This is a genomic window from Kribbella sp. NPDC050241 (assembly GCF_044459685.1).
GTDB lineage: Bacteria > Actinomycetota > Actinomycetes > Propionibacteriales > Kribbellaceae > Kribbella.
In genome coordinates this window covers 764456-782019 of the sequence record NZ_JBITJE010000003.1, presented here as the reverse complement: position 1 = coordinate 782019, position 17564 = coordinate 764456, and the positions used below count along the sequence as shown (strand labels likewise).

The 17564-nt window shown below is 68.9% G+C and carries 15 protein-coding genes and 1 riboswitch; of the genes, 8 read left to right on the top strand and 7 right to left on the bottom strand.

Annotation, left to right across the window (positions count from 1 at the left end; genetic code table 11):
- The first annotated feature begins 13 nt into the window (after window positions 1-13).
- Window positions 14-241: a hypothetical protein gene (locus ACIBG5_RS18430; protein WP_360445773.1), complete on the top strand. Its 228-nt coding sequence runs from the start codon at window positions 14-16 to the stop codon at window positions 239-241.
- 54 nt (window positions 242-295) lie between these two features.
- Here the strand turns inward: ACIBG5_RS18430 and ACIBG5_RS18425 are convergent, their stop codons facing one another.
- Window positions 296-1783, bottom strand: coding sequence for an alpha/beta hydrolase (locus tag ACIBG5_RS18425; RefSeq protein ID WP_396392701.1), 1488 nt, complete (start codon window positions 1781-1783; stop codon window positions 296-298).
- 122 nt (window positions 1784-1905) lie between these two features.
- Here ACIBG5_RS18425 and ACIBG5_RS18420 point away from each other — a divergent pair, with 122 nt between their 5' ends.
- Both ACIBG5_RS18420 and ACIBG5_RS18415 read left to right on the top strand, forming a co-directional pair.
- Window positions 1906-2289, top strand: coding sequence for a DUF3817 domain-containing protein (locus tag ACIBG5_RS18420; protein ID WP_396392700.1), 384 nt, complete (start codon window positions 1906-1908; stop codon window positions 2287-2289).
- A riboswitch (glycine riboswitch) is annotated at window positions 2287-2379 on the top strand. It overlaps the preceding gene by 3 nt.
- Window positions 2380-2465: 86 nt before the next feature.
- Window positions 2466-3839, top strand: coding sequence for an L-serine ammonia-lyase (locus tag ACIBG5_RS18415; protein WP_396392699.1), 1374 nt, complete (start codon window positions 2466-2468; stop codon window positions 3837-3839).
- Here ACIBG5_RS18415 and ACIBG5_RS18410 read toward each other — a convergent pair whose 3' ends face one another.
- Window positions 3840-4547, bottom strand: coding sequence for an SDR family oxidoreductase (locus tag ACIBG5_RS18410; protein WP_396392698.1), 708 nt, complete (start codon window positions 4545-4547; stop codon window positions 3840-3842).
- A gap of 102 nt (window positions 4548-4649) precedes the next feature.
- On the opposite strand from ACIBG5_RS18410, the gene ACIBG5_RS18405 reads away from it, so the two are divergent.
- The 4 genes from ACIBG5_RS18405 (at window position 4650) to ACIBG5_RS18390 (ending at window position 6958) form a co-directional block, all read left to right on the top strand.
- Complete coding sequence (locus ACIBG5_RS18405; RefSeq protein WP_396392697.1) at window positions 4650-5480, top strand: helix-turn-helix transcriptional regulator; 831 nt, start codon at window positions 4650-4652, stop codon at window positions 5478-5480.
- Window positions 5481-5623: 143 nt separating this feature from the next.
- Window positions 5624-6268 (top strand): hypothetical protein, encoded by a 645-nt coding sequence (locus ACIBG5_RS18400; protein ID WP_396392696.1) that lies wholly within the window; start codon window positions 5624-5626, stop codon window positions 6266-6268.
- 22 nt (window positions 6269-6290) lie between these two features.
- Window positions 6291-6527, top strand: a complete 237-nt coding sequence (locus tag ACIBG5_RS18395; protein ID WP_396392695.1) for a CopG family transcriptional regulator — start codon at window positions 6291-6293, stop codon at window positions 6525-6527.
- Window positions 6524-6958, top strand: coding sequence for a type II toxin-antitoxin system VapC family toxin (locus tag ACIBG5_RS18390; protein ID WP_396392694.1), 435 nt, complete (start codon window positions 6524-6526; stop codon window positions 6956-6958). The genes ACIBG5_RS18395 and ACIBG5_RS18390 overlap by 4 nt, the downstream gene beginning before the upstream one ends.
- A 3-nt stretch (window positions 6959-6961) precedes the next feature.
- Here the strand turns inward: ACIBG5_RS18390 and ACIBG5_RS18385 are convergent, their stop codons facing one another.
- From ACIBG5_RS18385 to lysX, 3 genes are all read right to left on the bottom strand, one after another.
- Window positions 6962-7789, bottom strand: coding sequence for an alpha/beta fold hydrolase (locus ACIBG5_RS18385; RefSeq protein ID WP_396392693.1), 828 nt, complete (start codon window positions 7787-7789; stop codon window positions 6962-6964).
- Window positions 7790-7860: 71 nt separating this feature from the next.
- Window positions 7861-8784: a hypothetical protein gene (locus ACIBG5_RS18380; RefSeq protein ID WP_396392692.1), complete on the bottom strand. Its 924-nt coding sequence runs from the start codon at window positions 8782-8784 to the stop codon at window positions 7861-7863.
- A gap of 78 nt (window positions 8785-8862) precedes the next feature.
- On the bottom strand, window positions 8863-12219 hold the full coding sequence (lysX, locus tag ACIBG5_RS18375) for a bifunctional lysylphosphatidylglycerol synthetase/lysine--tRNA ligase LysX (RefSeq protein ID WP_396392691.1): 3357 nt from the start codon (window positions 12217-12219) through the stop codon (window positions 8863-8865).
- 162 nt (window positions 12220-12381) lie between these two features.
- On the opposite strand from lysX, the gene ACIBG5_RS18370 reads away from it, so the two are divergent.
- Window positions 12382-13140 (top strand): alpha/beta fold hydrolase, encoded by a 759-nt coding sequence (locus tag ACIBG5_RS18370; protein ID WP_396392690.1) that lies wholly within the window; start codon window positions 12382-12384, stop codon window positions 13138-13140.
- Here the strand turns inward: ACIBG5_RS18370 and ACIBG5_RS18365 are convergent.
- Together ACIBG5_RS18365 and ACIBG5_RS18360 are read right to left on the bottom strand one after the other, a co-directional pair.
- Window positions 13137-14387, bottom strand: a complete 1251-nt coding sequence (locus ACIBG5_RS18365) for an ROK family transcriptional regulator (protein ID WP_131359856.1) — start codon at window positions 14385-14387, stop codon at window positions 13137-13139. The two genes, ACIBG5_RS18370 and ACIBG5_RS18365, sit on opposite strands and share 4 nt — an antisense overlap.
- Window positions 14388-14566: 179 nt before the next feature.
- Window positions 14567-17491, bottom strand: a complete 2925-nt coding sequence (locus tag ACIBG5_RS18360; protein ID WP_396392689.1) for an ATP-binding protein — start codon at window positions 17489-17491, stop codon at window positions 14567-14569.
- Between the last annotated feature and the right edge of the window lie 73 nt (window positions 17492-17564).

Genomic DNA, 17564 nt, shown 5'->3' with positions numbered 1-17564 from the left:
CGGGGAGCACGTCATGAATCTACGAGTGCGCGTAGTTCACTGCGGCGATCGACGCTGGTACGCCGACATCGACGACGCCGATGATCCGCAGCCCGACGATCCGTTCTGGTACGTCGACAACTGCCGATCCCAGACGCAGGCCCTGGAATCCGCCTGCGCCGAACTTCGCCTGCTGGCGGGCCGGATGGTCCGCGGCGACGAGATCATCCGTGTGCTCGATGTGACCGGCGTACCGGTCTGAAGTTGATACGGACCCCGGGCCGGCGCTTGTTGGGAGCGCCGGCCCGGACTCGTGTCAGCCCACCGGTGGTACGGCGGGACAGCTGGTGCCGCGCTTCGGGACCTGCAACTTGATCAGATAGTCGTCGATTGTCGACTGCACGCACGGACTGGTCGTGTAGCTGCCGTGCCCCCAGCCCTCGTAGGTCAACAGCCTGCCATCGCGACCCAGTTGGCGGGCGACGTTCTGGGCCCAGCTGTAGGGAGTGGCCGGGTCGTGGATCCCGCCCGCGAGCAGGACCGGCGTCGTCAGATCGTGAACCTTCAGCGTGTGCTGTGGGTTGTTCGCCTGCGGTGTGCCGAGGCAGGTCGTGACGGCGATCAGCTCACCCGGGTACCGCATGTCGGGGTTGTTCCGGCCGATCCGGTCGATCAGGCCGGAGTACTCCCGGTAGTTGCGCACCGGCAGGTGCCAGTCCTGGCAGAACGGGGCAATCGTGTTGTTCTCCAAGCCGGTCGGCACCGGGGCCTGGCCGGTGGGCGGCTTGCTCTCGTCGAGCTGCTTCAGCATGTCGGCCAGCCCGGCCCACCGCGGGTCGTAGAAGGTCCGGAACACCGCGAAGCTGAGGTAGAACGGGGTGATGGCGACATTCGGCTGCCGGGGATCCGGGATCTCACCGCGCCCGGACCGCTGCAGGAGGTCCGCCCAGAGCGCGCGGACGTCGCGGCCGTGCAGTGAACAGGCCGTTGCCTGATCGCACCATTTCACGAACTCGTCGAACGAGTCCTGCACCGCGGCCGACTCGTCGTCGAGGAACAGGCGCGCGGTCGGCACACTGTGGTCCATCACGGCCTCGATGACGATCGCGCGAGCGTGCCCGGGGAACGCCTCGGCGTACTGCGCGCCGAGCATCGTCCCGTACGACGAGCCGTGGAAGGAGATCTGCGACTCGCCGAGTACCTTCCGGATCGCGTCCACGTCGCGCACCGTCTGCCAGGTGTCGATGTGGTCGTAGAGCGGTCCGGTGTGCTTGCGGCAGTCGGCGGCAAGGGTGCGGTTGTAGCGCACGGTCGCGTCGAAGTCGGCCTGGCTCTTCATCAGCGGCGACGGCTGCCGGGCGAGCAGCGCCGCGGAGCAGAGCACCGGGTTGCTGCGGGCGATCCCCCGCGGATCGAAGCTGACGATGTCGAAGCGATCCTGCAGGGCCGGGCTGAATCGTTCGATGCCGGTCTTGATCCGGTCGACGCCGGAGTCACCGGGGCCGCCCGGGCCGAACACCAGCACGCCGACCCGGTCGCTCGGGGACTTCGCCGTACGCCGGGCGATCGCGAGGCCGAACGTCGGTCCGTCCGGATGGTGCCAGTCCACCGGCACCTGCAGGGTCGCGCACTGCGATCCCTTCACTTCCGCGGGATCGTCCTTGCCTTCGGGCTTGCAGCCGGACCACTGCACTGTCGCCGGCTTGGGTACGTCGGCCGGCGCGGGCACCGCGGTGAGACCCGCCGCGGCGAATCCCAGGACCACACCCCACGCGGTGGTCCTGAGTATTTGTCTGGATGTCATCAGGGAAGTCTCCTGTCTGGGGAACCTCCCTCGATCCTCAGCAACCGTTTGCCTGCTCACATCGGGGAGCAGCCCTCGACACACCCCGGCCGCGGCTTGGGGGACTTGTTAGGGTCTGGTCGATGACCGAGACGACTGTTGCCGCCCCGGCCGGCACGAAGAAACACGCGACCTGGTTCCGCACGGTGGCGATCGCCGAGGCGATCTCCTGGACCGGTCTGCTGATCGGAATGCTGTTCAAATACGTGCTGTCCGACAACGAGCTCGGGGTGAAGATCTTCGGCCCGATCCACGGCGGCATCTTCATCGTCTACGTGCTCACCGTGCTGCTGGTGCGTCGCCCGTTGCGCTGGTCCTGGCCGGTCACGCTGCTCGCGCTGGCGGCCAGTGTTCCGCCGCTGTTCACCTGGTTCTTCGAGATCTGGGCGGTGCGCACGGGCCGGATTGACGACGGCCGGGACACCGCCGTACCGTCCAGGGCGTCAGCTAATTCAACAGCCGCATGAACCCGTGCGGGAGAGTCCCGGGTACGACCCGGGCGCCGTAGGAGCAACTCTCCCCAAGAATCTCTCAGGCACCTTCACCGCACGGGCGAGGCACCTCTGGAAGACGTCCCCGGACGTCTGACAGAGCGGGGAGGACACCAAACGGTCAACGGCGACCGGAAGGAAACCTCCACACGATGGCGATCAGCGTCTTCGACCTGTTCAGTATCGGGATCGGCCCGTCGAGCTCCCACACGGTGGGACCGATGCGCGCCGCCCGCACCTTCGCACTCGGCCTGGCCGATGCCGGCCTGCTGGCTACTACCGCGACCGTCGAGGCACAGCTGTTCGGTTCGCTGGGGGTGACCGGCCACGGCCACGGCAGCAACAAGGCCGTCCTGCTCGGTCTCGAGGCCGAGGACCCCGAGACCGTCGTCACTCACTCGGTCGATGCACGCGTCGAGACGATCCGCGAGCGCGGCCGGTTGCTGCTGGCCGGCACGCACGAGATCACGTTCGACGAGAATGCACACCTGGTGATGCACCGGCGCAAGGTCCTGCCGTACCACCCGAACGGGATGACGTTCGTGGCCCGGTCCGCGGACGGCGGCGTACTGCGGGAGCGGACGTACTACTCGGTCGGCGGCGGGTTCGTGGTCGACGAGAACGCGGCGGCCGGGGACCGGATCGTGCCGGACACGACCCCGCTGAAGTACCCGTTCACGACCGGCGCCGAGCTGCTCGAGCGGTGCCGTGAGTCGCAGCTGCCGATCAGCGAGGTGATGCTCGCCAACGAGCTGGCCTGGCGGACCGAGACCGAGATCCACGACGGCCTGTTGCATATCTGGCAGGTGATGCAGGACTGCGTCCGCGAGGGTTGTGAGACCGAGGGCATCCTGCCCGGCGGCCTGAAGGTCCCGCGGCGGGCGCACGCGCTGCACCAGAAGCTGAGCCGCGACCCGTGGTCGGTGGATCCGCTCAAGGTGATGGACTGGGTCAACCTGTTCGCCCTCGCGGTGAACGAGCAGAACGCGTCCGGCGGGCGGATCGTCACCGCGCCGACGAACGGCGCCGCGGGCATCATTCCCGCCGTACTGCACTACTACCGGCGGTTCGTGCCGGGGGCAACCGACGACGGCGCGGTCCGGTTCCTGCTCACCGCCGGCGCGATCGGCGTTCTCTACAAGGAGAACGCGTCGATCTCCGGTGCCGAGGTCGGCTGCCAGGGCGAGGTCGGCTCGGCCTGCTCGATGGCGGCGGCCGGGCTGTGCGAGGTTCTCGGCGGTACGCCGCAGCAGGTCGAGAACGCGGCCGAGATCGCGATGGAGCACAACCTCGGCCTGACCTGCGACCCGGTCGGCGGCCTGGTGCAGATCCCGTGCATCGAGCGGAACGCGATGGCGTCGGTGAAGGCGGTCAACGCGGCCCGGATGGCGATGCACGGCGACGGGGTGCACGTGGTCACCCTCGACAAGGTGATCAAGACGATGCGCGAGACCGGCGCCGACATGAAGGTCAAGTACAAGGAGACGTCTCGCGGCGGCCTGGCCGTCAACGTCATCGAATGCTGATCACCAAGGCACGGTTCCGGTCAGGCTCAGATACTCACCCGTCGGTCCGTCCGGGCCGATCTGGGCCAGCCGGACGATGATCTCCGCTCCCTGCTCGACCGTCTGGTCGCCGCTGTGCCCGTTGAAGTCGGTCGCGGTGTAGCCGGGGTCGACCGTGTTGATCCGCAGTTCCGGCAGTTGCCGCGCGTACTGGACGGTGAGCATGTTGAGCGCGGCCTTCGACGAGCCGTAGCCCGGTGCGGGAACCCAGACCGGGACCGCAGCGGAGTGTGCCTCTGGATCCGTGGCCGTGGCAATCGAGCCGAGCCCGCTGGACACGTTCACGACGACCGGGTTGGCGCTGCGCTCGAGCAGCGGCAGGAAACGGTGCAGCATTCGGACCGGTCCGAACACGTTGACGTCGTACGTCTGTCGCAGGTCATCAGCCCTCAAGTCCCGGGCAGTGCGCACCTGGCCGGGAATGCCGGCGTTGTTGATCAGTACGTCGAGTCCGCCGGCCTCGGCCTCGATCTGAGTCGCCGCGTTGTCGACGGACTCGTCGCTGGTGACGTCGAGCGGCACGTATCGCGCGCCGAGAGTGGCCGCAGCCTCCTTGCCTCGCTGGGGATCGCGGGCGCCGATGTAAACGGTGTGCCCGGCGGCGATCAGCCTGCGGGCGGTTTCGAATCCAAGGCTCTTGTTCGCACCGGTGATGAGTGTCGTGGTCATGCCCTCAGCCTCGTGCCAGGGGTGTCGGCCAGGTAGTACCCGCGATGTCCTAGGGAACGGCAGTACCAGGCTGGCCGGTGCGGTGCGCGGAATACTGGGTGCATGAGCGAGCTGGGCCGGACACTGCACGCGTGGCGGGATCGGGTGACGCCGGACGCGGTCGGCCTTCCGGCGGGCGGCAAGCGGCGCGCGCCGGGACTGCGCCGGGAAGAGCTGGCGCACTTGGCCGGAATGTCGGTGGACTATGTTGTCCGCCTCGAGCAGGGTCGGTCGGACTCGCCGTCGGTCCAGGTGCTGACCGCGTTGTCCCGGGCACTTCGGCTGTCCGATGCCGAGCGCAACCATCTCTTCGTGCTCGCCGGCCAGGTGGAACCGTCTCCGGGGAGGATCTCGGCGTACATCCCGGCCGGCGTGCAGCGGATCGTGGACCAGTTGGAAGGTGCGCCGCTGTGCGTGTGCGACGCCGCCTGGACGGTGATCACCTGGAATCCGCTCTTCGCGGCCTTGATCGGTGATCCGTCCGAGTGGCGTGGCCGGTGGCGGAACATCATCTGGCGCCAGTACGCGGCTCCGGGGGAACGCGTCGTACAGACACCCGAGCAGCAGCGGACGTTCCGGGCCGCGATGGTGACGGACCTGCGTGCCTCGATCGCTCGCTATCCGCACGACCCGGAGCTCAAGGGGCTGATCCACGAACTGCGGACCGGCTACGACGCGTTCGCCCAACTCTGGGATCAACCGGTCGTCGGGTTCCATCAGAGCGAGCAGAAGACCATCAACCACCCCGATCTCGGTGCCATCGTCATCGACTGCGACGTACTCACAGTGCCGGGCAATGATCTGCGCATCGTGGTCTACACCGCCGCGCCTAACAGCGAGGCCGCCGAGAAGCTGCGTCTGCTGTCGGTCGTCGGCCTGCAGACGCTCGGGTGATAACTGAACTCACCGGTCCCATGACGGAGCGAGATCCTACGCGCGCGTAGGGGTAACTCGGCTGCCGAAAAGTTGCGATCTAGCGTGGAATTTCTTCCAAGGGCTGTTTGAAGCGCTGGTGCACCAGATACTCTCCGGGACTTGTGAGACCGATCGCTGCCGTGGCCGCCCGCCGCCCGCCCTGGCAGAACCCGCAGCGGCTGCGACAGGTCGCCGGCGTCGCCGGCGCACTGCTGCTGCTCTACCTTGTGCTGGTCCTGGTCGCTCTCCTCGGCGGCCCGCGGCTGGGTGCGTCGTTCCTGCCGCTGCCCGGCGGCGGACCGGACCCGGCCAACCCGGTCGCCGGGCTCCAGCCCAGTCAGCCGACGAAGAACGTCCCGACGATCCCGGGCGGCAGTTCGCCGACCCCCGGTGCCACGCCCGCGAGTACGCCGTTGCCGCCGGCAACCACCCCGGAGGAGACGACCGGCACGGGCAACTCCGTCGTCGACAGCGGAGTGAAGACGCCCTCCCCGACGGAGGTGGTCAAGCCGTCGCAGCAGGTCGTCGATCGGTACGATCCGACCACCCCGGTCGGTACCAAGCGCCCGCCGACGCACACCACCGCGCCGCCGTCTGACCCGACGACCGATCCTCCGGACAAGACGACCAGTCCGCCGCCCACCACCCCGGACGACCCGCCGACCACCCCTGACGACCCAGGAACCCAGGACCCGGACCCGGATCCGGACCCGCCCCTCACCCTCGGCGGCCTACTCGGCGGCCTCCTCCACACCCTCGGCCTGTAGGTACGTGTGTTAGGGTCGGTACATGTCGATGAAGCGCACAAACGTCTACGCCGATCCTGAGGATCTGGCGCTGATCAAGGATGCGGCACGTCGACGTGGGATCCCGGAGGCGGAGATCATCCGGGAGGGCATTCACCTCGCGGCGATGGCGAACAGAGTCTGGGACGAGCCGCTCGACTGGCCGACCTTCGACGGCAGCGGCGAGCCGCTGACCAAGGACGAGGTTCGGGCCGAGGTCGTGCGTCGTACCGACCGGTGATCCTCGTCGCCGACACCTCGGGCATCATCGCGGCCTTCGATCGCAACGCACCCGAGGGGCCGTTGTGCAGGAAGCTCCTCCAGGACGCCGGGACAGTTGTTCTTTCGCCGCTGGTGCTTGCAGAGGTTGATCACCTGGCCCGAGCCCGGCTTGGTGGCGCGGCCAGGGCGTCGATCCTCGAGTTACTGCTGACCCAGGTCCGGCGGATGCGTTTTCAGGTACCTGACATCAGCCCGGAAACCTTCGCGACTGCCTTGGCGATCATGAGTCGATACGCCGACCTGGATCTCGATCTGGCTGATGCTGTCAGCGTCGCGCTCGCCGCGGACTACCGGACGGATGCTGTGCTCACCCTGGACCGGAGGGACTTCAGGGCCGTCCGTCCGCTCACGCCACATGCTGCTTTCCGGCTGGTGCCTGACGATCTGTGATCGTCAGCCCTCCGGGGTTTGGAGGATGGTGTCTGCTACCAGGGCGGGTGCGTCGTTCATGGGGACGTGGCCGCAGTCGAGGAGTGGGATCATGCGGGCGCGCGGGAGTTGAAGGTGAGCTCGCGCCGCCTGGGTCGGGATGAGAACGCGGTCGTGCGTGCCCCACGCGATGGTGACCGGGATGTCCGGTACGTCGCCGTCGAACGTGATGCCGGCGCGCGCATGCGCGGCGACGCGATCGAAGGCGGGTGCGTCGCGGAGGGCGCGGGTCTCTGCGACCACCGCGTCCGGATCGCGTAGGGCCGGGCGGTGGTAGATCGCGCCGGTCATCACCCGTCGGCCGGCCGCGGTGTGGGACAGGCGCCGTACGGTCGCTTCAGGGGTACGCCGGGCGACGCGGCGGAGGTTGGTCAGCAGGCCGATCGCCCAGGTGCGTTCACGGGGCGTCCAGAAGCCGGCCGGGGAGAGCGCGGTGACGGACCGAGCGAAACCGAGTTGGCCCATACGGAGCGCGACCAGGCCGCCCATCGAGTTGCCCGCGACCTGCGGCCGGTCGACGTCGAGGGCCGTACAGAAAGCCTCGATCGCGTAGGCGAAGGTATCGAGCTCGTTCGGGATGCCGGCCGGTACGTCGGGTGACTCGCCGAAGCCGGGGAGGTCGAGGGCGATCACGTCGCGGTGTTCGGCCAGCCGGTCGAGGACCGGGTCGAAGGCCTGCCGGTGGTGGCCGATGCCGTGCAGGAGCAGCAGCGGCTCGCCGGCTCCCTTGCGGTGGTAGGCGATCTCCACTCCCGGGACGCCGGCCACGGTCACGGTTGCGATGGCGCTCATCACTTCATCGTGACCGCGGGACGAGCTCCTGTCATCGTGACATGGCCGATGTCACATAACCTCGACAGGCCTCAGTAGGCTTCGACCTCGGTGGTCGACGCGTTGCCGTCGACGGTCGGTTCGAGGTTCACCTGCCAGGACTCGTTCCGGCCGAAGGAGCGGTCGAACTTCTGGAACGTGCAGCCGGCGCTGAACTGGCGACGTTCGGAGTTCCAGTCCGTGCCGCTCTTGTAGTAGATCCGGTACGTGCCGCCGATCCGGGTGATCGTGGCGGCCTTGTTCGCCTGGACGAACATCATCACGTGCGGCTCGCTGGGTGGGTCGCCGTCGTTGACGACCGAGATCGCGACGTCGTTCGCCGTTCCGTTGGTGACCTTGATCCGGCCGGTGCCGGAGTCCCCCTCGCGGACCAGGATCTCGCCGTTGTCCGGTCGTTCGTTGTCGGGTGCCGGGCCGGGATCGGGCAGCGTGGCGCCGAACTTCAGCTTGAGCTTCGTCAGCGCCGCGATCGCGGTCTTCAGATCGGCGCGCAGCGTCCGCTGGACCTTCTGCGAGGTGTACGCGACTCCGCCGCAGCGCGCGTTCAGCTCGGCCTGGTCCGAGTCGGCCAGTGAGACCGCGGCGGTGCCGAGGCTGTCCTGCAGCAGTTCGTGTACGGCGGTCAGGCGGCTGGTCACCGTGGAGTCGGCAAGTCGTGATGCGGCGGTGTTCAGCGACTCCGCCAGGCTTGTCATGGTCTGAGCCAGCGCCTCGGCAGTGCGCACTCGGGTGAGGCTCCGCAGGTCTTTCGCCAGACCCTGTTCGAGCTTCGTCAGCTCCGCCTGGTACGCCGCCGTCCCGAGCGGCCCGGTCGGGGTCGACGAAGCCGGCGCCGAGGACGACGCACCCGCTGGCGTCGACGGCGCACCCGAGGCATCGTCCTCGGCCGGACCACCACAACCAGCCACCAGCCCCAGCACCGCAACACCGGCCCAGAGCACGCAGAACCGCTTCATGCACGTCCCCCCAGGTCGCCCCACAACCCTTGTGCCGCACAGGGTATGCGCACCGGCCAGGTCCGTGCGAGTCGAGCTCTAGCTTCTGGGAGCGGATCTAACGAACGGGAAGGCGAGGGTGGCGCGGATGTTCTGGCCGGTGAGCATCATCATGACTCGATCCACACCGATACCGAGGCCGCCGGTCGGGGGCATCGCGTACTCGAGGGTGCTGAGGAAGTCCTCGTCCAGGGACATCGCCTCGGGGTCGCCGGCCGCGGCCTTGAGGGACTGCTCGGTCAGCCGGCGGCGCTGCTCGACCGGGTCGACGAGTTCGGAGTACGCCGTACCGATCTCCGCGCCGAAGGCAACCAGGTCCCAGCGTTCGGCCAGCCGCGGTTCGGACCGGTGGCTCCGGGTCAGCGGTGACGTCTCCAACGGGAAGTCGGTGTAGAACGTCGGCACGGTCGTGGCAGGCTCGACCAACTCGTCGTACAGCTCGAGGACGAGCTCGCCCGCGGTCAGTTCGAAGGTCGTGTGTACGCCGTGCTCCGCGCACAGCTCGCGGAGCCGCTCGACCGGTGTGTCCACCTGGATCGTTGTGCCCACGGCCCGGCCGACCGCGTCGTGCACGGTGATGACGGGCCACTCACCGGAGATGTCGATCTCGCCGTCCGGCCGCTGCACCACCGGCTTGCCGAACACCGCGGTCGCCGCCTCGATCAGTAGCTCGCGGGTCAGCTCCCGCATCACCTGGTAGTCGGCGTACGGCTGGTACGCCTCGACCGAGGTGAACTCCGGGTTGTGGGTCGCGTCGGCGCCCTCGTTGCGGAAGTTCCGGTTCAGTTCGAAGACCTTGCCCATCCCGCCGACACTCAGCCGCTTCAGGAACAGCTCCGGCGCGATCCGGAGAAACAGTTCGGTGTCGTAGGCGTTGATGTGGGTCGCGAACGGCCGCGCGTTCGCCCCGCCGTGGACCGCCTGCAGCATCGGCGTCTCCACCTCGATGAACCCGCGCGCCTCGAAACCGTTGCGCAGGGCCCGGACCGCCGCACTGCGCTGCTGCATCATCCGGAGCGAGTCCGGGTTCATGATCAGGTCGAGATGCCGCTGCCGGACCCGTGCCTCCGGATCGGTGAAACCCTTCCGCTTGTCCGGCAGGGGGTGCAGGCACTTCGCCGCCATCAGCCAGCTGGTCACCGCGATCGACAGCTCGCCGCGACGACTGGTGACCACCTCGCCGGTGACGCTGACGTGATCGCCGATGTCGACAAATCGCCGCCACTGCTCGAGTGCCGTCTCGCCGCAGTCCTCGGTCGTCAGCATCACCTGAAGCTGCGCCAGGCCGTCCTGCAGCTGGGCGAACGACAGACCGCCGTGGTCCCGCATTCGCATGATCCGCCCGGTGATCGACACCGTGTGGCCGGTGCGGTGATCGGCCGGCAGGTTCGGGTGCAGTGCGCGCACCCGCTCCAGCGTCTCCGTCCGCGGCACGCTGACCGGGTAGGGATCGATGCCCGCAGCAATCAGCTCGGCGAGCTTGGTCCGGCGGATCAGCTCCTGCTCGGTGAGCTTGCGATCAGGCAGCGCCGGTCGCAGCAGCTTCTCCTCCTGCTCACGGACGGCGGCAGCGAACGCGCCGCCGTCCGCCGCCATGATCGCGTGCCGCTCGGCGGTCGCCACGGTGTCGACCCGGGTCCACGGCCTCGGCGCGGGCAGGAAGCCCTCCGCGGTCCCCGCCGCCAGCAGCACCTGCGCGAGCGACGCCCCACGGGAGTAGCAGATCAGCCGTGGGGACCAGCGCGGCAGGTACCTCTCGTTCGACTGGTAGAGACTCTCCAGTTGCCAGAAGCGTGAGGCGGCGGTGAGCAGCGCGTTGGTCAGCCGCAGTACCGGCCCGGCACCGACTCGCTCGGCATCGCTGAAGATCTCCCGGAACATCGCGAAGTTCAGCGAGATCCGGTGCAGTCCGAGGTCGCCGCACGCGTCCACCAGCGACGTGACCATGAACTCCATCAACCCGTTCACGGACTCCGGGTCGCGCCGCATCAGGTCCAGCGAAACGCCTCGCACACCCCACGGCACGAACGACAGCAGCCCGCGGACCTCGCCGTCGAAGTCGCGCGCGATGACCATCACACAGCGCGCGTCGGACGGGTCACCCAGCCGCCCGAGCGCCATCGAGAACCCGCGCTCGGTCTGCGCGCCACGCCACCTCTCGGCGAGGCCGACGTACTGCGCCAGGGCCTCGGGCGACAGGTCTCCGTGCCGGACGACTTCCGCGTGATAGCCGGCCCGCTGGACCCGCGTCACCGCCTGCCGGACCGGCCGCATGGTCCGGCCTTCCAGCGTGAAGTCCGCGACGTCGATGATCGCCTCGTCACCCATCGACAGTGCGCGCAGGCCGGCGTCGACGTACGCGTGCGCGCCCTCCTCGCTCACCGACAGGACCGCAGGCGACCAGCCATACGTGCGGGCTTCCGCGAGCCAGCGCTGGATCGCGCCGGGCCAGGCGACCGGATCGCCGAGTGGGTCACCGCTGGCCAGGCTGACCCCGTTGACCACGCGGTACGCGATCGCCGCCTGCCTGTCGGGGGAGAAGACGACCGCCTTGTCGCGCCGGGTGGCGAAGTACCCGAGCGAGTCGCGCTCACCGTGCTCCAGCAGCAGGCGGCGTACGTCGAGCTCCTCGGGCTGCGTGAGGTAGCGGACCCGGCGGACCGAGCGCAGGAAGATGGCGAACGCGATCACCAGCGTCGCGGCCGAGATCGCGCCGACCGTCAGGCCGATCCAGCCGTGGCCCTCGTGCCCACCCATCCGGTTGCGGGACTGGCCGAAGGCCGCGACGATCGCCCAGCCGATCTTCTCCCGTTGACCGGTCAGGGTCTTGGGGAAGATCTGCGTCAGCGTGATGCTGACCGCGATCGAGATCAGCATGCCGGCGACCAACGCGCCGATCGCGAGCCGCCGGGTGCCGGGCGCCAGTCGGGCCGGGAACGCGCCCCGGATCGTCCACAGCAGCACGATGATCGCGATCACCACGACCACCTGGACGATGCCGAGCTCGAGGTCCTTGACCGTGGCCGGGCCGAAGTCGGAAAGCAGCTCGGCGTCGTTCGGATTGGCCAGCCGGACGCTGGTGAACGCGACGGCCGCGGTCTGTGCCAGTAACCAGAGGGCCTCGAAGACCCACAGCACCCAGAGCAACGCGGCGCGCTTGCCGCGCAGCAGCGCGCTGCCGACGACGGCCAGGTAGACCGCTGGGAAGAAGGTGTGTCCGGCCGGGATGCCGAAGAAGTCGAACGCCTGGTCGACCCGCTTCACGTACGCCGGGGCGAACAAGTGCAACGGGATCGCGATGAACGACCAGACCGCGGCGGCCACCACAACACGTCCGACCCACACGGCAGCACGATGCTGCCACGCGGGAATCACCTCGGCTTGTTCCGACCGCACGCAGCGATCATGCCATTACCCTCGCCGCGGCTTCGGTCGTGCTAGGTCCACCTCAGGGATATAGCTGAGACGACAGTCAATCCCTTGGTTCGGGTGCGACGCTGTCGGGCATGTGCATATTCCAGGGACAGTACTGCCCGGCGTGAGGCACGCTTGCTCTCGATGACCGTCACCTGGATCGTGCTGCCCGGCCTGGCCGAGACTCCGGAGGAGTTCGCGCGGGTCGTCGAGTTGTTGCCGGGCACCGAGCTGCGCGTGATCGATCCTTGGCGTACGCCGGTCACCTCCGCTGTCGACGAGTTGCGTACGGCGGCCGGCGTACCGGTGGATGCAGAGATCGGATTGGTCGGTCACTCGATCGGCGGACTGGCTGCCTTGCGGTGGGCGCTGACCCGGCCGATCGAGGTGGTCGGTCTCGTGCTCGTCGACACCAGTCTCACCTCGGAGACCGGGGTGCGGTGGTTGTATCCGGGGACGTGGGGTGATCGGGCGGTGCGCGGGTTCCTGCGGTTGCTCGGGCGGATCGGCGTACCGCAACTGCTGGGGCCTGGACTGCGGCGGCTGATCGTGCGGATCGGCAGCGCGACGAAGCGGGATCTGTTGTCCAAGGCAACTGAAGGGTCCCGGTACGGCGCTGCGTCGTCGTGGCTGCTGTTCTGGGACGAACTGGCCGGGAGCTGGGAGCTGGCGACCGAGGTCGGACGCCTGGTCGCCCGGCCGGTTGATGCGATCGCGCCGACCGTGCTGCTGGTCGCCACCGGTGGTAGCTCGCGCTTCACCGCCAACCGCTGGGTGGCGGGTCAGCAACGGCTGGCGGACGCGCTGGGCGGCTCGGTCGAGGTGCTACCGGATTCCGCCCACCTCGTCCACCTGGACCGCCCAGACGCAATCGCCGCGGCCGTCCACGGGCGGGTGACCTAGGCGGTTGTGGTGAGGGTCGGGGTGGGGAGCTTGCGTTGCCAGACCTCGTCGAGGGCCATGCGCATGGCGCCGGTGACGACAGCGTCCTCGGCCAGGGCGGACAGCTCCAGCTTTGGGTGGTTCAGGGTGAGTAGGCGCAACTGGTCGGAGATGGCGTCGAGCAGTACGGCGCCGGCCCGGGCGACGCCACCGCCGATGACGACGGCCGTCGGGTCGAGCACGAGGATGGACGGCGCCAGCGCGCGGGCGAAGTCGCGGGCGACCTGCTGCACGACGGCCTGAGCCACGGGGTCGCGCTCCGCCGCGGCCGCGAACACGTCGGCCGTGTCGAGCTGCTCTCCACCCAGCTCGGCGAGCCGGGACTTCGGGTTGTCCAGTGCGGCCTGCCGGCCGAGAGCTGCGATCGCCTCCGAGCCGACCGCACGCTCCAACGGACCCCGGCTGTCCTCCGGGTTGATCACGTCGTCCGGCGCGGTGGCGATGAAGCCGATCTCGCCCGCCGCTCCCGTGCCGCGGTGCAGCCGCCCGTCGATGACGATGCCGGCGCCGAGTCGCTCGCCCCACTGCACTGCCAGCAGCGTGCCGGTGCCGCCACGTGCGGCGGCGATGGCGAGGGCGGCCAGGTTGGCGTCGTTGTCGAGCATCACCGGGCAGTCGAGCAGACCGCGGACGTGTTTGATCAGGTCGATCGCAGACCAGCCCGGCACACTCGGGACCAGCTGGACCCGACCGGTGTGCTCGTCCACGATGCCGGGGCTGGCGGCGACGGCGGCAGCGACGTCCTCGGCCGGTACTTCGGCCTCTGCGAGAGCCTCGGTGATCACCTCGCTGATGACCCCGAGCAGCTCCTGGGCGGTCCATCCGGGTCCGGAGCGCCGTACCAGGGAGAGCTTGCGGCCGGCCAGGTCGGAGACACCGACGGTCACCCGGTGCGGGCCGACGTCGAGGCCGAGCACCGGCGCCGCGCGGCCGCGCAGTGACACGCGGATCGCCGGACGGCCGAGCGAGCGGTCCGCCGAGTCGGGGCCGTGCTGCTGGAGCCAGCCGGCGTCCAGGAGTTCATCGACCGCCTGTGCGACGGTCGGTCTCGCCAGGCCGGTCCGTTCGACCAGCTCCGCGACACGCAGTGGTGCCGGTGCGGAGCGCCGTACCGCGTCCAGGACTGCCGCGACGTTGATCCGCCGCAGCATCGTCGTACCGCCGCCGCCGACCGTTCCCTTGCCCATGTCCGACCCCTTGCCTGCCACTCGCCCATCCTATATAGAAAGCGAGCGTTCATAAATTACCGTGATTCCCGTGTCCGCAAGCGGCCGGCGGTCCCGACTGCGTGAGTCGACAACTATCACCCACTGGGGGTCCGATCCTCCAGAACACGCATCAGTGCCGGAATCGGACCCGCGACTCGCGGAGTGTCCCGGTCCGCTGTTCAGTCCTGCACAACGGTCCGGGCGAAACTGCTCAGTGCCTCCCGATCCGGTTGCTGGGTCTTGGTCATCAGGCTCGCCACGTGTTTCTCCACCGTCCGTGGCGAGATGTGCAGCCGGGAGGCGATCGACTTGTTCCCGATCCGGTCGACCAGCAACCGGCAGACCTCGTACTCGCGGGTGGTGACTCCGAGCTGACGCAGGTGCGCCGGCACCTGCTCGGTCCCGCTTCGCCGCTGCGAGACGGTTGCCCCGAGCTGACGCAGCAGACTACGACAGGCACTGGCCACCGCCGGCACCTCCGCGTTGTGGAAGTAGTCCTCGGCCTGCCGCAGCCACGCGACCGGCTCGCCCCAGCCGTCCGCATGGGCCGGCTCGGCCACCAGCCGAAGACCCAGATAGCGCGCCATCGGGTAAAGCGACGCGGTCTCCAGCGCCTCCAGCACCTTGGCGTTGGCCGCGTCCACCCGACCGTCCCGGCCGAGCAGTACGGCGTGCGCCAGTTGGACGAACTGCTTGTTCCACCGCATCCCACTGGCAGCCGCGGCGGTGATCGCCTCGAAGTGCGCCCAGCCGTTGCGGCCGGACAGTACGCCGAGCAGCAGGCCCAGCCCGTACTTCCCCGAGGTGTGCAGGGTGGTCGGATTCTGTGCGTCGTACGCGAGCGCCTGCGCCATCTCGGAGTCGGCCAGCTCGCGGTTCTCCTCCAGCAGCGCGCAGAACGTCCGCGCCAGCCCGTAGGAGTACGGCAGCTCGTACGACGCCCGTTCGCCACCCCAGTTCGCGACCTCGGCCAGCGTCGCCTCCATCGCCGTACGACGGCCCTGATGCGCCTCGAGGATCGCCTTGGTGGACAGGAAGTACGTCGCCGAGCGGCCGAGCCGCAGGCGCCGGGTCACCTCCAGGCACTCGTCGATGATGACCGCGGCCTTGGCGTACTCCGACCGCAGGATCGCCTGCTGGCCGAGGATGCCGTCCACCTCGTAGGCGAGGGGAATCGCGCCGATCCGCAGCGCCTGCTGCCGGGCCCGTTCGAGCTCGGCGATGCTGCCGTTGGCCAGGCAGATCGTGCCGGCCTGGAAGATGTGCGAGCACACCCGCTGGAAGGTCATGTTGTGCTCTTCGGCCACCAGCCGGGCCCGGTGGAAGAAGTCGATCGACCGGTCCAGGTCGTGCTCACGGGACAGGATGCCGAGCAGTTGCAGCGCATCGCACGCCACCGCGGGCAGCTTGGCGCGTTCCGCCGCTTCGGCAGCGCGAGTGGCGAGCTCGGTGGCCGCCTTCAGCCGGCCGGGACTGGGCCGGGCGAGCTCGAGGTGTGCGGCGATCGCATCGACCGGTGCGAGGTCGGCGTCGCCCGCGTCGATGCCGAGCAACGATCGGGCGGTCGCGACCTGGGTCAGTGCGGCAGACCAGCGGCCCGCCATGTGTTCGAGATTGGCCAACTGGACATGCAGGGCGGCGACCCTGCTGCTGTCGAGGTTGCGGTCGGCCATCTCCTCGATGGTCGCCGCGTGCTCGGCGCTGCTCTCGAACTGGCCGGTCTCACTGAGTGCGATCAGCAACGACCCCAGTACCTCGGCGCGGTAGATGGTGTCGGGATCGCCGGCCAGTAAGGCGTTCGCGCGCTCGAGCAGGTTGACGGCCGACGCCATCGACCCATCGTCGAACGATCGTCGCCCGGCCATCGCGAACAGCCGCCCGGCTCGCCCGTTGTCACCACCGGTCTCAGCCAGTTCCGCGACCATCGGACACCACTCACCCGGCAGACCGGGATGCAGTTCCTCGATCGCATCGGCACACCGTCGTGCGAGGGTAGAGCGCTCCGTCGGTGTCAGCCCGGCCAGCAGTGCATCCGCGGTCAATGGATGCCGGAATGCGTACCAGTCCGGAACGGGTTCGTCCGGCCCGACCAGTTGCGCCGCAAGACCGGCGCGCAGCGTGGCCAGCAGCAACCGCTCATCGGTCCCGGTGGCCTTGCGTACGACGCTCAGCGGGAAGCGATGGCCGATGACCGCGGCAAGCACCAGCAGGTCACGCGACTGTGGTCCGAGCTGGTCCGTCCGGCTACTGATGCTGCGCACAACGGCCGCCGGGACGGTGGTCTGCAGGCCATCGACCACCTGGACACTGCCGTCCTCCTTCGACAGCAGCTGTCCGGTCCGACTCGCCTCCTGCAGCAATTCCTCAACGATAAAAGGGACTCCGGCACTGTCCCGCCACAGGCTGTCGACCAGCGCATCGGGCACGCCGTCCGCTGGGACCTCGAGGCACCCGGCCGCGAGCTCACCCACCTCTGCGCGGTCCAAGGGCTGCAGTTCGACCAGGCCGGCCGCTCCACGCTGTGCGGACAGTTGGGCGAGCTCGAAGGCCGCGCAGGTCTCCGAACGAAGTGTGGCGACCAGAGCGATCGGCTGGTCCTCCAAGTTGTCGAGCAGATACTCGATCACAGCGAGAGTCTCCGGATCGGAACCGTGCAGATCCTCCAGCACCAGCAGGCAGCCGCGGTCCTTGCCGACCAAGGCCAGCAACCGCAGGACAGCCTCACCGAGAACGACAGTGGAGGTCGCAGTGTTGTGCGCCGTCCCGTCGTCCCAGTCCGGCACCAGGCGGCCGAGCACCTGGCGGTACGGCCCGAGTCCATCCGCCGCAGGCATCTCGCCGCGACGGATCAACGACAGCAACGCCTCCGTGAACGGGCGGAACGCAACCATCGTGCCGATCGCTCCGACGCGTCCGCGCAAGGTTGCCATCGCATCGTCGAGCGCCCGCGTGGTGGCGACTCCGGCCAGCCGGCTCTTGCCGATACCGGGCTCACCGACGAGGAAGACCGCACCTCCGTGACCGCCACGGGCTGCAGCCAGCAGGCGGTGGAGCTGATCGATCTCCCTGTCTCTGCCGACCACTCCGGGCGCACGGGTCTGCATGCTTGCCAACTCTAACGACGTATCGCTGCCACCGCAGCGGATCGGCGGGGCCGGCCGGGCACCCTCGGGTGAC